Source organism: Candidatus Borkfalkia ceftriaxoniphila, from assembly GCF_004134775.1.
Taxonomy (GTDB): Bacteria; Bacillota; Clostridia; order Christensenellales; family Borkfalkiaceae; genus Borkfalkia; species Borkfalkia ceftriaxoniphila.
Genome location: NZ_SDOZ01000003.1, coordinates 75198 through 92997, shown reverse-complemented (window position 1 = coordinate 92997; position 17800 = coordinate 75198). Strand labels below are relative to the sequence as shown.

At 53.7% G+C, this 17800-nt stretch carries 12 protein-coding genes and 1 pseudogene; 11 read left to right on the top strand and 2 right to left on the bottom strand.

Translation table 11 applies throughout. The features are described 5' to 3' along the window. The first annotated feature begins 1 nt into the window (after nt 1). From ESZ91_RS09070 to ftsZ, 8 genes and pseudogenes are all read left to right on the top strand, one after another. The gene (locus ESZ91_RS09070; protein WP_161971120.1) at nt 2-1471 is read left to right on the top strand and encodes a UDP-N-acetylmuramoyl-L-alanyl-D-glutamate--2,6-diaminopimelate ligase; all 1470 of its coding nucleotides are present in this window, start codon (nt 2-4) and stop codon (nt 1469-1471) included. Beyond that, entirely contained in the window at nt 1461-2408 is a 948-nt protein-coding gene (gene mraY, locus ESZ91_RS09065) for a phospho-N-acetylmuramoyl-pentapeptide-transferase (RefSeq protein WP_129226466.1), read from the top strand. The genes ESZ91_RS09070 and mraY overlap by 11 nt, the downstream gene beginning before the upstream one ends. Before the next feature lie 23 nt (nt 2409-2431). Then, entirely contained in the window at nt 2432-3835 is a 1404-nt protein-coding gene (gene murD, locus ESZ91_RS09060) for a UDP-N-acetylmuramoyl-L-alanine--D-glutamate ligase (RefSeq protein WP_129226464.1), read from the top strand. Between the two features lie 16 nt (nt 3836-3851). Then, on the top strand, nt 3852-4949 hold the full coding sequence (gene ftsW / locus ESZ91_RS09055) for a putative lipid II flippase FtsW (protein WP_236082739.1): 1098 nt from the start codon (nt 3852-3854) through the stop codon (nt 4947-4949). Between the two features lie 173 nt (nt 4950-5122). Further along, on the top strand, nt 5123-6379 hold the full coding sequence (gene murA, locus ESZ91_RS09050; RefSeq protein ID WP_129226460.1) for a UDP-N-acetylglucosamine 1-carboxyvinyltransferase: 1257 nt from the start codon (nt 5123-5125) through the stop codon (nt 6377-6379). Nucleotides 6380-6406: 27 nt separating this feature from the next. Next, entirely contained in the window at nt 6407-7204 is a 798-nt protein-coding gene (locus ESZ91_RS09045; protein WP_129226458.1) for a cell division protein FtsQ/DivIB, read from the top strand. A gap of 139 nt (nt 7205-7343) precedes the next feature. Further along, nucleotides 7344-8510 (top strand): cell division protein FtsA, encoded by a 1167-nt coding sequence (locus tag ESZ91_RS09040; RefSeq protein WP_129226456.1) that lies wholly within the window; start codon nt 7344-7346, stop codon nt 8508-8510. An 8-nt stretch (nt 8511-8518) separates the two neighbouring features. Beyond that, nucleotides 8519-9559 (top strand): annotated as a pseudogene (gene ftsZ / locus ESZ91_RS11740) (cell division protein FtsZ); the annotation flags it as partial. Between the two features lie 524 nt (nt 9560-10083). Here the strand turns inward: ftsZ and spoVG are convergent. Further along, nucleotides 10084-10353, bottom strand: a complete 270-nt coding sequence (gene spoVG, locus ESZ91_RS09030) for a septation regulator SpoVG (RefSeq protein WP_129226454.1) — start codon at nt 10351-10353, stop codon at nt 10084-10086. A gap of 171 nt (nt 10354-10524) precedes the next feature. On the opposite strand from spoVG, the gene murC reads away from it, so the two are divergent. Beyond that, on the top strand, nt 10525-11856 hold the full coding sequence (gene murC / locus ESZ91_RS09025) for a UDP-N-acetylmuramate--L-alanine ligase (RefSeq protein ID WP_161971119.1): 1332 nt from the start codon (nt 10525-10527) through the stop codon (nt 11854-11856). 30 nt (nt 11857-11886) lie between these two features. Here murC and ESZ91_RS09020 read toward each other — a convergent pair whose 3' ends face one another. Further along, entirely contained in the window at nt 11887-13089 is a 1203-nt protein-coding gene (locus ESZ91_RS09020; RefSeq protein WP_161971118.1) for an ATP-binding protein, read from the bottom strand. A gap of 185 nt (nt 13090-13274) precedes the next feature. On the opposite strand from ESZ91_RS09020, the gene ilvC reads away from it, so the two are divergent. Both ilvC and ESZ91_RS09010 read left to right on the top strand, forming a co-directional pair. Then, nucleotides 13275-14279 (top strand): ketol-acid reductoisomerase, encoded by a 1005-nt coding sequence (gene ilvC / locus ESZ91_RS09015; RefSeq protein WP_129226448.1) that lies wholly within the window; start codon nt 13275-13277, stop codon nt 14277-14279. A 196-nt stretch (nt 14280-14475) separates the two neighbouring features. Beyond that, nucleotides 14476-17799: an FtsK/SpoIIIE family DNA translocase gene (locus ESZ91_RS09010; protein ID WP_129226446.1), complete on the top strand. Its 3324-nt coding sequence runs from the start codon at nt 14476-14478 to the stop codon at nt 17797-17799. The last annotated feature ends 1 nt before the right edge of the window (nt 17800 follow it).

The window sequence follows — 17800 nt, the reverse complement described above, 5'->3', positions numbered from 1 at the left end:
TGTGTTACTGAACGATTTGCTGCAAAAAGTAGAGTATGAAAAGGTCATCCACGAAAGAAACGCCGAGATCGGCGGCCTGTCCGCGGACAGCAAACATATCATGGACGGTGATATGTTCATATGTTTTAAGGGAGGCGACAGCGACGGTCACGATTTTGCGGCGGAAGCGGTGGCGGCTGGCGCCGTCGCCGTCGTCTGCGAGCGCGAATGCGATCTGCCCGTCTGCCAGATCGTCGTGAAAAACGGGCGCAGGGCGATGAGCGAATTCGCCCGCGCTTTTTACGGCAATCCTGCGGCGAAAATGAAAATGATCGGCATTACGGGCACCAACGGAAAGACGACTACCGCGCATATGCTCGCCTCGATCTTGAACAAGGCGGGGAAAAACTGCGCGCTCATCGGCACGCTCGGCGTATTTTACGCTAACCGCGAGATCGCGCCCGCTCTCACCACGCCCGATCCCATCTTTTTGCACAAGACCTTTGCCGACATGGTCGAATGCGGCGTGGAATACGTGGTCATGGAAGTTTCGGCGCACGCCGTTTATTTCGATAAGATTGAAGGGATCCGTTTCGCCTGCTGTATCTTTACCAACTGCACGGAAGACCATCTGGATTTTTTCAAAGATATGGAGAGTTACGCCGCCGCCAAAAAGAGCCTGTTCACGCCCGAGCGCTGCAATCTGGCGATCGTCAATACCGACGATGCGGTGGGCGCCTCGCTCACGGGCGGCAAAGTGCGGACGTACGGCTATGCGCTGGAAAATCCCGCGGACGTGTTCGCGATCGACGTGCGCGAGAGCGTGCGCGGCAGCAGATTCGTGCTCAACCTGTTCGACGATCTGTACGAGATCGATCTGCATATGACGGGAAAACACAACGTCTACAACGCCATGGCGGCCGCCGCCTGCGCGAAATTATTGGGCGTCGGCACCGAAGAGATCGGCAAAGGGCTGGCGGCGCTCGACAAAGTGAACGGACGGCTGGAATACGTGACGGCTTACCGCGGCGCGGATATTTTCGTCGATTTTGCGCATACTCCCGACGGATTGGAAAAGTCGCTCTGCGCCCTCAAACCGCATTGCAAGGGGCGCCTCATATGCGTATTCGGCTGCGGCGGCAACCGCGACCGGCAAAAGCGTCCGATCATGGGCGCCGCGGCGGGTAAACTCGCCGATTTTACCGTGCTCACTTCCGACAATCCCCGTTACGAAGATCCTTTCGACATTATCGTGCAGATCGAAACGGGGCTCAGAGAACACAGTAAAAATTACGTCATCGTAGCCGACCGCGAAAAGGCGATCGACTACGGTATAAACATGCTCGCAAAGGGCGATATACTCTTTATCGCGGGAAAGGGCGGCGAAACGTACCAGGAGATCATGGGGGTGCGCCATATATACAGCGACGTTTCCGTGATCAGGTCCATTCTGCGGGAAAAAACTTCGGGCGGAGAAAAACGTGAGAACTGATTTTTTGATAATTCTGGCATCGGGGGCGGTATCGGCGGCGCTGTGCGCTGCCGTCATTCCGCTCCTGCGCAAGATCAAGGCGGGGCAGTACATTCTCGGCTACGTCAAGGAACACGAATCCAAGGGCGGTACGCCCACGATGGGCGGCGTGGCGTTCATGCTCGCCATCGCCCTCGTGAGCATTTTTTTCGGTATCTATGCGGACAAGCGGGCGGCGGTTTGTATCACGCTCGCGCTCGCCTATATGGTCGTGGGTTTTTTAGACGATTTCATCAAGGTGCGCTTTAAGCGCAACCTCGGACTGAAAGCCTATCAGAAGATCGTTTTCCAACTCGTCATCGCACTGATCGCGGGGTTTTTCTGCTATTTCAATAAACTTACGACGATCAATATTCCGTTTACGCATATTTCCGCCGATCTGGGCGTTTTCTTCATACCCGTCGCCGCGCTCGTATTCATCGCGGCGGTCAACAGCGTCAATCTGACCGACGGGTTGGACGGGCTCGCCGCAAGCACTTCCTTTTCCTATCTTCTGTGTTTCGGCGTTCTCCTCTTATTGCAGTCGGGCGGGGAGGAGATGCGCCTTCTGTGCCTTTGCGCCGCGGGCGCGCTGGGCGGGTATCTCGTCTTCAACACGAATAAAGCGTCCGTGTTCATGGGGGACACTGGTTCACTGAGTCTGGGCGGGCTGATCGCGGCGGTCAGCGTTTTTTCGGGAAATTTGTTGTATATCGCGATAATCGGCATAATGTTTGTCCTTTCGAGCATATCCGTCATCCTGCAAGTAATATACTATAAAAAGACCAAGCGCAGGATCTTTCTCATGGCGCCGCTGCATCACCATTTTCAGATGAAGGGGTATTCCGAAAGCAAGATCACTTTCGTCTATTCGGCGATCACCGCCGCGATGGGGCTCCTGTGCCTGTGTTTCGTATAAAATCCTTTGAGGGGTAAAATAAAATGTATTTCAAGACGCAAAAATTTTTGGTGGCGGGTATTTCCCGCAGCGGCGTGTCCGCGGCGGAATTCCTTTTGGCGCGGGGCGCTTCCGTATTCCTGTACGACGACGTGACGGGCGGCGCCGTGGAAAAGAGCGAGCGGGCCTTGGAACAGAAGGGCGCCCGTATCCTCGGGCCCGAAGATCTGTCCGCGGCGGTGCGCGACGCGGACGTGCTGGTATTGAGTCCCGGGATCCCGATCGACCACGAACTCGCCATCGCCTTTAAAAAAGCGGGCAAGCGGATCATCGGGGAGAGCGAACTGGGCTGTCTGTTCCTGCGCGCGCCGATGATCGCCGTGACGGGCACCAACGGAAAGACGACGACTGTGACCATGATCTCCGAGATCCTGAAAGCCGCGGGCGAAAAGGCGATCGCTTGCGGAAACATCGGACTGCCGCTCTGTTCGGTGGTGGAAGAATTGGGCTACGACGGGCTAGCCGTCGCGGAGATCTCTTCCTTTCAGTTGGAAACGCTCTCTTCCGTGCAGCCGCACGTCGCGGTCGTGACCAATATTTCCGAAGATCATCTGAACCGCCATTACAACATGGAGAATTACATATTCTTAAAACGCAAACTTCTGCGCAATATGCGTGAGAGCGAATTCGCGGTCCTGAATTTCGACGACGCGACGGTGCGCGGTTTTGCCGACAGCGCCAAGTGCAAAGTCAAATATTTTTCGTGCAACGAGCGGGTGGACGGCGCGTATCTTTTCGAGGGCGGACTGTACTTCGAAGGGGAAAAAGTAATGGAGGCTTCCGAACTTTCTTTAAGGGGCAGGCATAATCTGCAAAACGCGCTCGCCGCGGTGTGCGCCGCCCGCATCGCGGGCGTGGAGAGCCGTATCATCCGCGAAACGCTCGCCTCGCTCAAAGGGATCCGCCACCGCATCGAATTCGTTCGCGAAGTGAACGGGGTTACATACGTCAACGATTCCAAGGGCACCAACGTGGATGCGAGCGTCGTAGCCATCGACAGTATGCAGTCGGATACCGTACTTCTTTTGGGAGGGAAGGACAAGGGCTACGATTACGACAAACTGTTCGCGAAGATCCGCGACAGCCGCGTGGTGCACGCCGTTCTTTACGGAGAAAACCGTTTTAAACTTTTAAACGGCGCGGTCAAAAACAATTATTCGCAAATCACCCTCTGCGCCGATTTCGAGATCGCGGTGAAGATCGCGTCGATGACGGCAAAGCGCGGGCAGTGCGTGCTTTTAAGTCCCGCCAGCAGCAGTTTCGACCGCTTTTCCAACTACGAGGAACGCGGCGAAAAATTCGAGGAAATCGTAAAATCTTTGGAGAGTGAAAACGTTGACAACCAAATCTGCAACGCGTCCGCAAAAACTTGCGGGATCGAGGAGTAAACGCCTTTTGGGAAAAATGAGCGACGGGGATATTCTCATTCCCGTGCTCACCGTTCTTATCGCGGCGTTCGGCGTGCTCATGGTCTACTCCGCGAGCAGCTACACTGCGGAAGCGACTTACGGGGACGCCTTTTTCTTTGCCAAAAAACAACTTTTGGGCTTCGTTCTCGGCACGGTCGGCATGATCGCCGTCAGTTTTTTCCCGTATACGAAACTGCAAAAACTCAAATGGGCGGCGCTCGGCGTTTCCGTCGTGCTGCTTGCCGTCCTGTTCATTCCCGGCGTGGGTAAAGAAAATTACGGCGCGACGCGCTGGATCAATCTGGGGCCTTTGACCATTCAGCCCTCGGAGATCGCGAAATACGGTTTCGTCATTTTCGCGGCGTCGTATATGAGCGAAAAGCCCGAACGCATGAAGACGTTCGTCGGCATGCTGCCCGTGCTCGGCGCGGGCGGCGGCATCTGCCTGCTCGTCATTTTAGAGCCGAATATGTCCATCACCATGTGTATCGGGCTGTTGATGATCGCCATGCTGTTCTTAGGCGGCGCGAAATTCAAAAATTTTCTCTTCATTCTGATCCCCGCGCTGCTCGCCGTGCCCGTTCTCATCGCCATGGAGCCGTACCGCTTAAAGCGCCTGTACGCCTTTATCGACCCGTGGGCGTCGCCGCAGGGGGAAGGCTATCAACTCATTCAGTCGCTGTACGCGCTCGGGAACGGCGGATGGTTCGGCGTGGGGCTGTTTCATTCCCGCCAGAAATACCGCTTTCTGCCCTTTGCGGAATCGGATTTTATTCTCTCTGTCATCGGGGAGGAGTTCGGTTTCATCGGGGTCGTCATTCTCTTTGCCGTATCGGGGCTTCTCATTTACTGCGGCATACGGACGGCCGCCAGGAGCAAAGACTTGTTCGGCTTTCTGACCGCGTCGGGTATTACGCTCGTGTACGCGATACAGGTCGTCATCAACGCGCTCGTCGTTTCGGGCTCCATCCCGCCCACGGGACTGCCGCTCCCGCTCATCAGTTCGGGCAATACCGCGCTCATTTTTACCATGATGTCCATGGGGATTTTATTCAATATTTCCAAGCGAAAGGGGAAAGCGAGCCCCGATTAACTTTTTTTCGTTCATCGCCATATTATGAAGTAGAAAATACCCTTGGTGACAAGGTAATTTTGTACGTTAATACGGCTGTATGAAAAAGAAACGACGAAATGCGGCGGCACACGATACGGGGAAAACCGTAAGCCGCCGTTTCTTGTTCGTGGTTTTAACGAAAGGAGTTGATTATGGATAAATTTATTATAGAGGGCGGGAAAAGTCTGTACGGAAGCGTGGCGATACAGTCGGCTAAAAACGCAGTTCTTCCCTTACTTGCCGCGTCTATTTTAACCGATGAACAAGTGAAGATACATAAGTGCCCGCGCATCCGCGACGTGATGAACATGGTGCAGATCCTTAACGAACTCGGGTGCAAAACGACGTACGACGGAGAAGACCTCATCATCGACAGCGCCGACGCCGCCTGCCATGAAATTCCCTCCGCGCTCGCGAAAGAACTGCGCTCTTCCGTCTTTATGCTGGGTTCCGTCATATCCCGTTTTTCACGCGCGCGCATTGCTTACCCGGGCGGGTGCGATATCGGGTTGAGGCCCATCGACCTGCATTTAAAAGGTCTGAAACGCCTGGGGGTGCAGATAGACGAAGAGGGCGGCTACATAAATTGCTCGTGCGACAGGATCGTCGGCGCGGAAGTTTTGTTGGACTGTCCCAGCGTGGGGGCGACGGAAAACATTATTCTGGCGGCAGTCAAGGGCAAGGGCACCACGATCGTAAAGAACGCGGCGCGCGAACCCGAAATTTCCGACTTACAGAATTTTCTCAACGCGATGGGGGCGAAGGTGTACGGCTGCGGCACGCCCACGGTCGTCGTCGAGGGCGTTTCCAGGCTGCACGGAGCGGAATATACGCCCATTCCAGACCGCATTGAGGCGGGCACTTTTCTGATAGCGGCCGCCATGTGCGGCGGCGAGATCGAGGTGTGCAACGCGGATGCGGAGAATATCGCGTCGCTTCTGCATAAACTTCGCGAAATCAGTTGCAAAGTATGGGCAAAAGATGATAAAATATATATAAGGAGCAAGGATAAGCCTCTCTCTCCCAATCTCGTCGAGACGCAGCCTTATCCGGGGTTTCCCACAGATCTGCAAGCGCAGATGACGGCGCTTTCCTGCGTTGCCGAGGGATCCACGCTCATCGTGGAAAATCTCTTCGAAACGCGGTTCAAGCACGTGCCCGAACTCATCAAGATGGGGGCGGACATCACGGTACGCGGACGCAGCGCGTTGGTTCGCGGAGTGAACAATCTGCACGGAGCGGACGTGGTCGCAAGCGATCTTCGCGGCGGCGCGGCGCTCACGCTGGCGGGGCTTGCAGCGGAGGGAAATACCACCGTTACCGATTTAAGTTATATAGACCGCGGGTATTTCGGGTTTGAATACAAACTCAGAGATCTCGGGGCGAAGATCAAACGAATACATATCTGATTTCTGATTACATAAGAGGAGCCACGCATGCGCAGTAAAAAGTTAGTCATCGTCTACGCAGTCATCCTGTTTCTGATCGTTTTTCTCATTACGTTCAATTCGGTATGCGCCATCACGCAGATCGACGCGAGGTTCGACGTTTCCAGTGCGGACGCCAAGCAAAAAGCGGAAAAGATACAGGACGAACTGGACGGGTATCTCCGCAAAAATTTCCTGTTTTTCGATACCGATACCGTAAAGGAGATTTTCGAACGGAAAGAAAATTCGCATTTCAAGGTGCTTTCGGTGGAAAAGAGTTTCCCCAACAAGATCACCGTGAACGTGCGGGAAAAATACGAGTGCTACGCCTTTTACGATAAGACTCTTCAAAAATACGCCGTCACCGACGCGTCGGGCGAAGTGATCGTCCTGAAAGACGACGCTTCCAACAACCTCAGCGGCAACAACGTCGCGGTTTCGGGATTTACGTTACAGAACGCCGAGGCAGGGCAGACGCTTTCCGTTAAAGAGAGCGAGCAAAAAGCGTTTGCGGGCGTGAAAGCGGCGCTCGCCTATTTCGAAAAGACGTTCGGCGGCGTGCGGACGAATATCGTTTCCGTCTTGTATCAGGCGGAGCGGGACGGCATTTCCGTGTTCTCCACGCAGGAGGGCGTAGAGTTCTATTTTACCAATATCCAAAAGTTTACCGAAGAGATGTTTGCGGAAGTGTTTGAATTGTATTCCTCGCTTTCCGACGGCGAAAAGACGTACGGGCGCATCAACGCGGCGGTACAGGATAACGGAAAATTGAACGTTCAGTACATAACCAACGATATCCCCGCATAAAATTACCATTATTTTCCCCGAAAGAATTCTTTCGGGGAATGGTTTTTTTAACGCATTTTTATTGACAAACGCGCGCTTGTATTATATAATAGTGATTATATCAACCACACTTTCGCACATAGAAATACGGAGAGGAAAAATGAACCGCAGAAGCGTAGCCGTGCTGGACGTGGAATCGTCCGAAGTTACCGTCATCATCGGTGAGCGCGGGGTGAACAACACGTTCGTTTTCAAGGGCATGAAAACGGAAAAATACGACGGATTTGCCGATGCGGATTTTTTCGATTCGGAAAAACTCAGCCGCGCGGTTTCGGAGGCGCTCCGCTGCGTCGAACTCAGTTGCAACGACAAGATCAAAGAGATCTACGTCGGCGTTCCGGGCGAGTTTCTCAAAGTGGTCACCATGCGGCACATGACGAGTTTTCCCAAAAAACGCCGCATTTCTTTGCAGGACGTCAAGAATTTGTATCATGACGGTTTCACCTGCGGCGAAGCGGGGTATTCTCTCATCAAGCAGTCTAACGTATATTACGTTACGTCGGACAAGCGCCGCACCATCGACCCTGTCGGTATGGTCAGCGATTCGCTGGAAGGGTATCTGTCCTATTTTCTGTGCAGCGATTACTACAAGAATATTTTATCGAACATTCTCTATCAGTACGGCGTAAAAAAAGTTTCGTTTCTTCCCGCTTCTTTGGCGGAAGCAATGTATCTGATCCCCTCGGAAACGCGCGACGAATACGCCATTTTGCTGGATATCGGCTATATGTCGATGACTTTTTCCGTGGTATGCGGGAACGGCATCGTTTACCAGAGCGCCTGCTCCGTGGGCGGCGGCCATGTGACCGCGTGCATGATACGGGACGGGGAACTGGAAATTCCTTTCGACGTTGCGGAAGCACTCTTGAAAAAAGTCAATCTTTCGAGTGTGGACAACCCCGACGCGACCATCGATTATACCGATCGCCTGCAATCGTACTCTCTTCCTTTGAGCGCCGTGCACGAAAAGGTGAAAGAGGGGCTGGATCTCATATGCGAGGTCATCAATAAGTGTCTGGAACTTTGTGATAATCGGAATATCGACTATAAGCCGATTTTATTGACGGGCGGGGGTGTGACGAATATCCGCGGCGCGCGCGAACATATTTCCAACCGACTCAACAAAGTGGTGGAGATCGTGGCGCCCAATCTGCCTTATTACAATAAGGCATCGCAGAGTTCGGTTTTGAGTCTTTTGGATATGGCGCTTACGGAAAAGCGCGAAAAAAGTTTATTTTCTAATATATTTTACGGATTCGGAGGTTAAAATCAACCATGTTTAACGGTATGGACAATATGTCCGGAGTTGCGAGAATAAAAGTCATCGGCGTGGGCGGCGCGGGTAATAACGCCGTCAACAGAATGATCGAGGCGGGCATACAGAGCGCCTCGTACGTGGCGGTCAATACGGACAAGCAAATTCTGCTTTTATCCAAAGCCGAAGTGAAAATTCCTATCGGTTCGGCTCTTACGAAAGGACTGGGCGCGGGCGCCGATCCCGAAGTGGGCAGGGCTGCCGCGGAAGAGAGCAAAGAAACTCTCACCGAAGCGGTCAAAGACACCGACCTTCTGTTCATTACCGCGGGTATGGGCGGCGGCACGGGTACGGGCGCGGCTCCCGTCATTGCGAAGATCGCGCGCGATTTAAAAATCCTGACCATCGCGGTCGTTACCGAGCCTTTCAATTTCGAAGGCAAAAAGCGCATGGACAACACCGTGAAAGGGTTGGAAAATCTCAAAAAATACGTCGACACGCTGGTCATTATCCCCAACGATAAGATCATGTGCGTCGTTCCTAAAAATACGCCTATGGTAGAGGCTCTCCGCGTGGCGGACGAGATCCTCAAACAGGGTATCCGCGGGATCGCCGATCTGATCGTCAATCCCGCCCTCATCAACCTCGACTTTGCCGACGTGCGCACGGTCTTGAAAGATCAGGGGCTCGCGCATATGGGCGTGGGCGTGGCGAAAGGCGAAAACCGTATCGTGGAAGCCGTCCGTCTCGCGGTCAACTGCCCGCTTCTGGAAACGACCATCGAGGGTGCGAAGGGCGTCATACTCAATATCGTCGGAGGCAACGACCTCACGATGGACGAGGTGCAGACCGCGGCGACTTTGGTACAGAGCGTGGTGGATTATTCCGCGAATATCATTTTCGGCGCCTGTATCGACAGCAATATCAACGACGAAGTGGAGGTCACCGTGATCGCCACGGGCTTCCCGCACGTGGAAAATATGTACAACATGAAAGACGAGCGCAACCAGGCGAGCAAAAATTTCTTTGTCAACCGCGGGTTGCCCGAAAATGCGGCGCAGGTGCAGGAAACCGCGCAGACTGCCGCGCCGTCGTATGTGCGCACGCCCATCAACAATACTTTCCGCGGGCAGCAGCCCGACGTGTACCGCCAGCCCTATCAGCAGCAGGCGGCGCAGCCCCAGCAGTTTGCGCGCCAGCCGCAGCCGGCTCCCGCACCGCAGCCCGTACAGGCGCAGCCTGCGCCGCAGTATGTCCAGCCGCAGCAGCCGAACGCCTATGCGCAGCCGCAGCAGTTCGCGCGTCAGCCGCAGCCTGCGCCCGTGCAGCAGCCCGTAACATACGCACAGCCGCCGCAGGGATACGCGCCTCAGCCGCAGCCGACCTATGCGCCGCAGGGCAATCCCGAACCCGCGATCGATCGGGGCGGGGACAATAAAGATCTGCCGACTTTCGTGCAGAGATTATTTAAAAAGAAATAAAACAAAAAAGGAGTCGTTCGACTCCTTTTTTTAATTCAAATACCTTCGGGTATTTCATTCAGCGGCTGGTAAACTGTTATGAAGGGTTTAGAAATCTCGAAATTTTACTCAGCGTGGGCCAATTCTTGTTCGTACGCGGCAAGGATAGCGTTTTTCAACTCTTCGCGCGTTTCCGTGTTCAGAGGGTGCGCGATATCCTTAAATTCACCGTCATTAGTTTTGCGGCTGGGCATAGCAATGAATGGTCCGTCAGTGCCTTCGATAACTTTGATGTCGTGCACGACAAAGCAATCATCGATGGTTATGGACGCGACCGCTTTCAGTTTGCTGTCTTCTTTTTTCACAAACCTAATGCGTACATCCGAAATTTTCAAATTTCCTACCTCCTTATTAGTGTAACAATATTCACTAAACACATTTTACACTATATTGTTTGAATTTTCAAGTACCTTTTGAAAAAAAATTCAATAAAAAATAAAATAAGTGAAAAAATTGTCAGATTTTCGGGGTTTTCGCATATATTTAATGATATGGATACTCTGCTTTTGGTTCGATTGAAACATATTCACTTTATCGGTATCGGCGGCATCAGCATGAGCGGGCTGGCTCTGTATCTCAAAGAGCGCGGTTATACCGTGAGCGGGAGCGACGTCTCAGAAAACGAACAGGTCTGCCGACTTGAAAATTACGGGGTAAAAATTTATATAGGGCACAGGGAGGAAAATGTGGAAGGGGCGGAACTCGTCGTGTTCAATTCGGCGATCTCGCCCGACAATTGCGAACTTCTGGCCGCCGCGCGCAAAGCGGTCCCGCTCGTCAGCCGCGTGGAACTCTTGGCGGAGATTATGCGCGGCTTTCCGTACAGCATCGGTGTGGCGGGCAGTCACGGCAAAACCACCGCGACCGCTATGTGCATGCATGCACTCTTCAACAGTTGTGAAAATGTGACGGCGCATATCGGCGGCGAAGACGCGAGATTCGGCAATTTTTACAGCGGCGGGGATAAGTTTTTCGTCACCGAGGCGTGCGAGTTCAAAAAGAATTTTTTAAAACTCGAACCTTCCGTCGCCATTCTTTTGAATTGCGATAAGGACCACCTCGACTGTTATGAGGACGAAGAGGAACTGAACGCCGCTTTCGTCAATTTTGCCGCGCGCGCAAAGACGCGCATCGTCAATGCGGACGATGCCGTGGCGGCAAGAGTCCCGGATGCGATCACCTTCGCTTTAAACGACAGAACTGCGGATTTTGTGGCGGAAGATCTCCGAAGTCACGCGGGAAAATATGCGTTTACCGTTTCGGAGCGGGGTGAAAAGGGCGTACGGATCCGCTTGAACGTCTATGGGAAACACAATGTTTACAACGCCCTCGCGGCATTCGCCGTGGGGCGTTATTATCGCTTCGAGCCCCGCCTTTTGGCGCAGGGGTTGGAACAGTTTACCGGAATTCTGCGCCGTTTCGAACGGCTCGGAAAATTTGCGGGGGCGGAGTTTATCGCCGATTACGCCCATCACCCGCGCGAGATCACGGCGGTGCTCGCCTCGGCGCGCGAGGTGTGTGCGGGCAGGCTGTTCGTTGTGTTTCAGCCGCATACCTACTCCCGCACAAAGCTGTTGTTCGACGATTTTTTGAAAGTGCTGTGCGATGTGGAAAATTTGGTCGTTTACAAAACTTATGCCGCCCGCGAGTACTTTGACAGCGCGGGGAGCGCCTACACGTTGGCGCAGAATCTTCCGAACGCGCTCTATGCGGAATCTATTAAAGAACTGCAGTTTTATCTCAAACCCGTACTTTCACCGGGGGATATGGTGCTTTTTTTGGGGGCGGGGGACATTTACTGCGCGGCAAAACTTCTTTTAAAGCAACTGACTGAATAATAAAAAAGGGACGCCTGACGGCGTCCCTTTTTAGATAATGATTTCCGAGTTTTTCGAAAGGCAGGCGAACACGTAATCGATAAACTGTTTTGCGCGGCGGGGCGAGCGCCCGCCCTTGTCGATCGCCCAGCGTTCCGCAAGCGAGAACAATTTTTCTTCGTCCATTCCGAGTTTGCAATCGCTGGCGAGTTGGCGGATGATAGAGAGATATTCCCGCTTTCCCGTAGAGGAAAAAAGTACGGTCAGGCCGAATCGGTCGGAAAGGGAAAGTTGTTCTTCCATCGTATCGCGCGCGTGCACGCTGTTTTCGCGGTCGGAGAAATTTTCTTTGAGAATGTGACGGCGGTTGGAGGTGGCGACGATCATCACGTTGTCCGCCTTTTCGTTCATGCTTCCCTCTAAACTCGCTTTGAGCGAGGTCACTTTTTCGTCGTTTTCCTCTAAGGACAAATCGTCGATGAAGATGAGAAATTTCAAAGGAAGTTCCGCGAGCAGTTCTTTGAGCGCATTGATCTCCTTGACCTGTTCTTTGGGGATCTCTACCGCGCGCAGTCCCTCGTGCGCATACTTGTTGAGAACGGCGTGCACGGTTGAAGATTTTCCCGTGCCCTTGTCGCCGTACAGGAGCATATTGGAGTAGGGCAGATTTTTCAGGAAACTGATAATGTTGTCTTCCACGAGTTGTTTTTCGTATTCGTAATCTTTCAGGTCGTAGAGGGAAATATTCGACGTGTACTTGACGGGCGCAAGCGCGCCGCCGGCAAACGTAAAGGCTTTGTTTCCCACGAAAATCCCATACCCGTTTTGGCGGAAAAATTCTTTCAGTTTGGAAAGAGTGCGTTTTCCCGACCATTCGCCGCCGAACAGAGGATTGTTCTTCCCTCGGTAAATTTTCGGGAATCCCGCGCTGAGTTTCGCGCCGATCTTCGGCGGGGGATTATCGCACGCGTCGGCAATGCGCTGAAAAATATCCAGATCATGCGAAAAGGCGGAAACGACGTCGGGGGAAAGTTTTCCCTCGAACGCGCGCCGCGCGAACACGTTGTCGTCGAATAAAATTTTGTCTGCGAGATACTCGGCGAAATTCCGCTGCGAACCCTGTTCCAGCAGCAGGGCGTATGCCCGCGCATAGGCGCGGACGTCGTCGTTTTCCATGGCGTCTATAAAAAGTTTCATGGCGGGATCTTCCGCCGCGCCCGTCGCGAGTATCAGTTCTTCACGCTCCAAGTTCATAATGCCACCTCGTTCTTCGATCGTTGATATTATACATAGATTTTCCGTAAAAATCAAATCGTTGCCGCCGAAATTGTGAAATAAATAAAAAAAACGCCCGCAACGCCCGTCCGATGCTTGACGGAAAACGGCAAGAGTTATATAATATATAAAAATTCGGAAATTCATTCGGAGGAATTTGGAATATGTCAAAGATATACTATCAGTCTGATTGCGATCTGAAAGTTTTAAAGGGTAAAACCGTCGCTATCATCGGCTACGGCAGCCAGGGACACGCGCATGCGCTGAACTTGCACGAGAGCGGCGTAAACGTCGTCGTCGGACTGTATAACGGCAGCAAATCCTGGGCGAAAGCGGAAAAGGCAGGCTTGAAAGTCATGACGGCAGCGGAAGCGGCGAAAGCGGCGGACGTCATCATGATCCTTATCAATGACGAAAGACAGGCGAAATTGTATAAAGAGAGCATCGAACCCAACCTGACCGAGGGCAAGGCGCTCGCGTTTGCGCACGGCTTCAATATCCATTTCAAACAAATCGTTCCGCCCGCAAACGTGGACGTGTTCATGATCGCGCCCAAGGGCCCCGGCCATACGGTGCGCAGCGAGTACGTGGCAGGTAAAGGCGTTCCCTGCCTGGTCGCCATTCATCAGGACGCGACGGGCAAGGCGCTCGACGTGGCTTTGGCGTATGCCGCGGGTATCGGCGGCGCGCGCGCGGGCGTTCTGGAAACGACTTTCAAGTGCGAGACGGAAACCGACCTCTTCGGCGAACAGGCTGTTCTCTGCGGCGGCGTGACCGCGCTCATGAAAGCGGGGTTCGAAACGCTCGTGGAAGCGGGTTACGATCCCAAGAACGCGTATTTCGAGTGCATTCACGAAATGAAACTCATCGTCGACCTCATCTATAAGGGCGGTTTCTCGATGATGCGCTATTCCATTTCCGACACCGCTGAATACGGCGATTACGAGACCGGTAAGCGTATCATCACCGAAGAGACCAAAAAGGAAATGAAGAAAGTCCTCGAAGAGATCCAGGACGGCACGTTCGCCTCTAAATGGATCGCAGAGAACAACAACGGCAGGGCGCATTTCAACGCCAAGCGCGCGCTCGAGGCCGACCATCAACTCGAAGCGGTGGGTAAAGAACTGCGTAAAATGTATTCCTGGAACGACGAAAAAGAAGATATGTAACGTAAAATTTTCTTGCGCCGCCCGCGAAATGATCGCGGGCGGTTTTTTTGTTAAATTTTTGCAGAAGATATTTTGCCTCGCGAGGGAAAAAGTTGCGCATTTTTATTGAAATAAATCGACAAAAATGTTATAATATCTTTATTATAGAAATACTGAAATATTGCGCCTTTTTCGCGGCGCCGGAAGGGAGTCTGATTTGAACAATTTAGGAAGAGGAAGCGAGAACAATCAAAACGATAAGGACCGCATTTTGACCCGCGAGACGGTGGGGATGGTGGTCGTCCTGTTCGCCGCGCTCGCGCTTTTGATTTTAATTACGAGAAGTCTCATTTTCGGGAGCGTCGGCTTTGCCATCAGTTCTTTTTTGCTCGGCACGTTCGGATACTGTTCGTATGCCGTTCTTGCCGCGCTCTTTTATCTCGGTTTCGTGCTCATTACGGGCAAAAGGATCACCGCGGGCAAAAAAATGACGGCGCTGTGCGTACTGTTTTTCTGCCTGCTCGTCTGTCTCGTGCACACCATCACCGCGGCGGTGGGGGAGATCGCCTACGGCTCGTACGGCGAATATCTTTCCGATTGCTACCGCGCGGGAGAAAACAGTTTTTTCCAGACGACGGGCGGAGGCGTGATTTTCGGTCTCGTCGTTTATCCCGTGGTGAAACTCACGACTTCCGTCGGGGGCTATATCATCTTTTCGCTTTTGATGGCGGCGACCGCGTATTTCATCTACGCCGCAAAATCGGGCAATTCCGTATTCGCCGCGCCGCGCCCCGCGCAGAAACGCCGCGAGCAGGCAGAAACGCCCGTCGAGGCCGCCACGCGCAATACGAACGGCGCGTATGATCTGAATTATGCGGGTACGGCTTATGCCCAGCCCGCCGCGCCCGCGTTCCGTTCGGAACCGCAGCCCTATGCCGCCGCACAGACGGAAATCCCCGCGGCGGACGCTTATCCGCAGTCGCCCGTCGATCAGTCCAAACGCCTCTTCGCGGTGGGGGAGACCTTCGATTTCAAGACGAAACGCGAGATCAACAAGGAGAATAAGCGCGCCGAGGCGCAGCGCCGCGAACAGCAGCGCGCGGCGGAACCCGTTTCGCCCTACGCGCAGAGCCGCTCTATTTTATATCCGCAAAGCGACGCGCCGATAGGGTCGAATTATACAAACAATCTGATCTTCGATTCCAATTCGTATTTCAACAACCCCAACCGCGGCTCGGTTTCGCGCGAACAGTATTCCAACAACTTCAAAGACGTTTCCTCGTTTTCCGAGGGGCACGAGCGCAGCACGCGCACGGAAAATACCGCGACCGCCGCGCCCATATCTTCCTACGCAAATCTTTATGAGGACGGAGAAGACGGCAATATCACCTATTCCAATAAACCCAAAAAGATCGTTACGGACACCACGCGCAATACGGATACGGCGGTGCCCGATACTCCCTATGCCGCGTACGTTTCGCCTGAAAAAAATTATTATAGGAACGACGTTTCGTCGCCGCCCGCCGCGACGCCTCCTGCGGAAAATTCTTTTCCGCAGTTCAGCGCCCGCCGCGATCCTGCGCCTGCGCCGAGCGAACCGCAGACGCCTCCTCCTTTCGAATTCGGCGCACGCCGCACGGAAGGGAACGAGAGCATCCGCACAGGCTTTACAGACAGTGCGCCCGAACCCGAACGGGAAGAGCCCGTCAAGCGCGAGCGCATTCATAAAAAAGTGATTTCCGAGCCCGAAGTCGCCGCGACCGAAGTTCCCCGCCCGGCAGAGGAACCCGTGCGCTTTCAGCGTCCTGCGAGCGATTTCGAATTGAACGAACAGAACGACGTGCGCAAGAATACGGAAGATTCTTTCGGCTCTGCCGCGGATATTTTCGACGCGGACGACGACCTTTCGGACCAGCCGCTCGATTCGGTCATTCCGACCGCGATGGAGGAAACGACGCGCCTTCGTCCCGAGCGGACGGAGGAAATTCCATCTTTGGGGCGTTCCCGCGACCGTGCCGTCGAACCTGTCAGGCAGGAACCGACGGTCGAAGAGAGCAAGCCCAAACACGTCTATCAGAAATACGTCAGCCCGCCGCTCTCCCTGTTGCGCGATTACGCGCCCGCGGCGAACAATTCCGAAGACGAGATGCGCGAAAACATCGTCACGATCACCGAAACGCTCGCTCAGTTGAAAATTTCCTGCGAAGTGGTGGGCGTGACGCAGGGGCCGATGGTCACGCGCTATGACATCGATATTCCCGGGAATATTCCCGCCTCCAAGGTTTTGGGTTGCGATACCGAACTCGCCATGCGCCTGCACGCGCGCGACGGCGTCAACATTCAGCCCAATTACGAAAACGGCTCCATCAGCATAGAAGTTCCCAACAAGCAGAAGACGACGGTGGGGCTCAAAGAGATCATCACCTCACCCGAATTTACCAACGCCAAGTCTTCGGCGCTCATGTTCGGCATGGGAAAGAACATCGAAGGGCGCGCGATCTCGGGCGATATCGCCAAGATGAAACACCTTCTCGTTGCCGGCTCCACCGGCTCGGGTAAGAGCGTCTGCCTTAATTCGCTGATCATCAGCCTTTTGTATAAATACAGTCCCGAGGAATTGCGCATAATACTTGTAGACCCCAAACAGGTCGAATTCAATATATACGATAAATTGCCTCACCTGATGATCAACGAGATCATCTACGAGCCTGCCAAAGTTATCACCGTTCTCAACTGGGCGATCGCCGAAATGGAGCGCCGTTATTCGCTCTTTAAAGAAAAGACCAGAAAGGGAACGCTCGTCCGCCAGGTCGACGAATATAATGCGAGCCTTCTTCCCGAGGAAGAGCGGCTGCCGAAGATCGTGCTCATCGTCGACGAACTTGCCGATCTGATGATGGTCGCCAAAAAGGATATCGAGGACCGCATCCAGCGCCTGACGCAAAAATCGCGCGCGGCGGGTATCCATCTGGTGCTCGCGACGCAGCGTCCGTCCGTCGACGTCATTACGGGTATCATCAAATCCAACCTTCCCACGCGTGTGGCGTTCAAGGTCGTGCAGGAGGTCGACTCCCGTACCATTCTCGATTCCACGGGTGCGGAAAAATTGCTCGGCTACGGCGATATGCTGTACAAGACGGACACCATGACTATGCCTGCGCGCGTGCAGGGCGCGTTTTTGAGTTCGCAGGAAGTGCAGGACGTGGTCGAGTTCGTTAAGGAACACAACGAGGCGTACTACGACGACGCGGTCGCGACCTATATCAACAACAGCGAGCGCGGCGAATCGTCGGGCGGCGAGGGCAGCGACGACAGTGTGGAAGCGGTGTATATCGAGGCGCTGCGTTACGTCGTATCCGTGGGACAGGCGTCTATATCCATGATCCAGCGCAAATGCTCGGTCGGCTATCCGAAGGCGGGCAAGATCGTCGAGTGGATGGAAAACATGGGTTATATTTCCGCGTTCGACGGCGCCAAATCGCGCAAAGTGCTCCTTTCGCAGGAAGAATTCGACGCGAAGTACGGCGATTTTGGAAACTGAT

Coding starts and splice junctions, on each gene's coding strand:
- murD (WP_129226464.1), top strand. CDS start 2,432: ATGTATTTCAAGACGCAAAAATTTTTGGTGGCGGGTATTTCCCGCAGC.
- ftsW (WP_236082739.1), top strand. CDS start 3,852: ATGAGCGACGGGGATATTCTCATTCCCGTGCTCACCGTTCTTATCGCG.
- murA (WP_129226460.1), top strand. CDS start 5,123: ATGGATAAATTTATTATAGAGGGCGGGAAAAGTCTGTACGGAAGCGTG.
- ESZ91_RS09045 (WP_129226458.1), top strand. CDS start 6,407: ATGCGCAGTAAAAAGTTAGTCATCGTCTACGCAGTCATCCTGTTTCTG.
- ESZ91_RS09040 (WP_129226456.1), top strand. CDS start 7,344: ATGAACCGCAGAAGCGTAGCCGTGCTGGACGTGGAATCGTCCGAAGTT.
- ESZ91_RS09020 (WP_161971118.1), bottom strand. CDS start 13,089: ATGAACTTGGAGCGTGAAGAACTGATACTCGCGACGGGCGCGGCGGAA.
- ilvC (WP_129226448.1), top strand. CDS start 13,275: ATGTCAAAGATATACTATCAGTCTGATTGCGATCTGAAAGTTTTAAAG.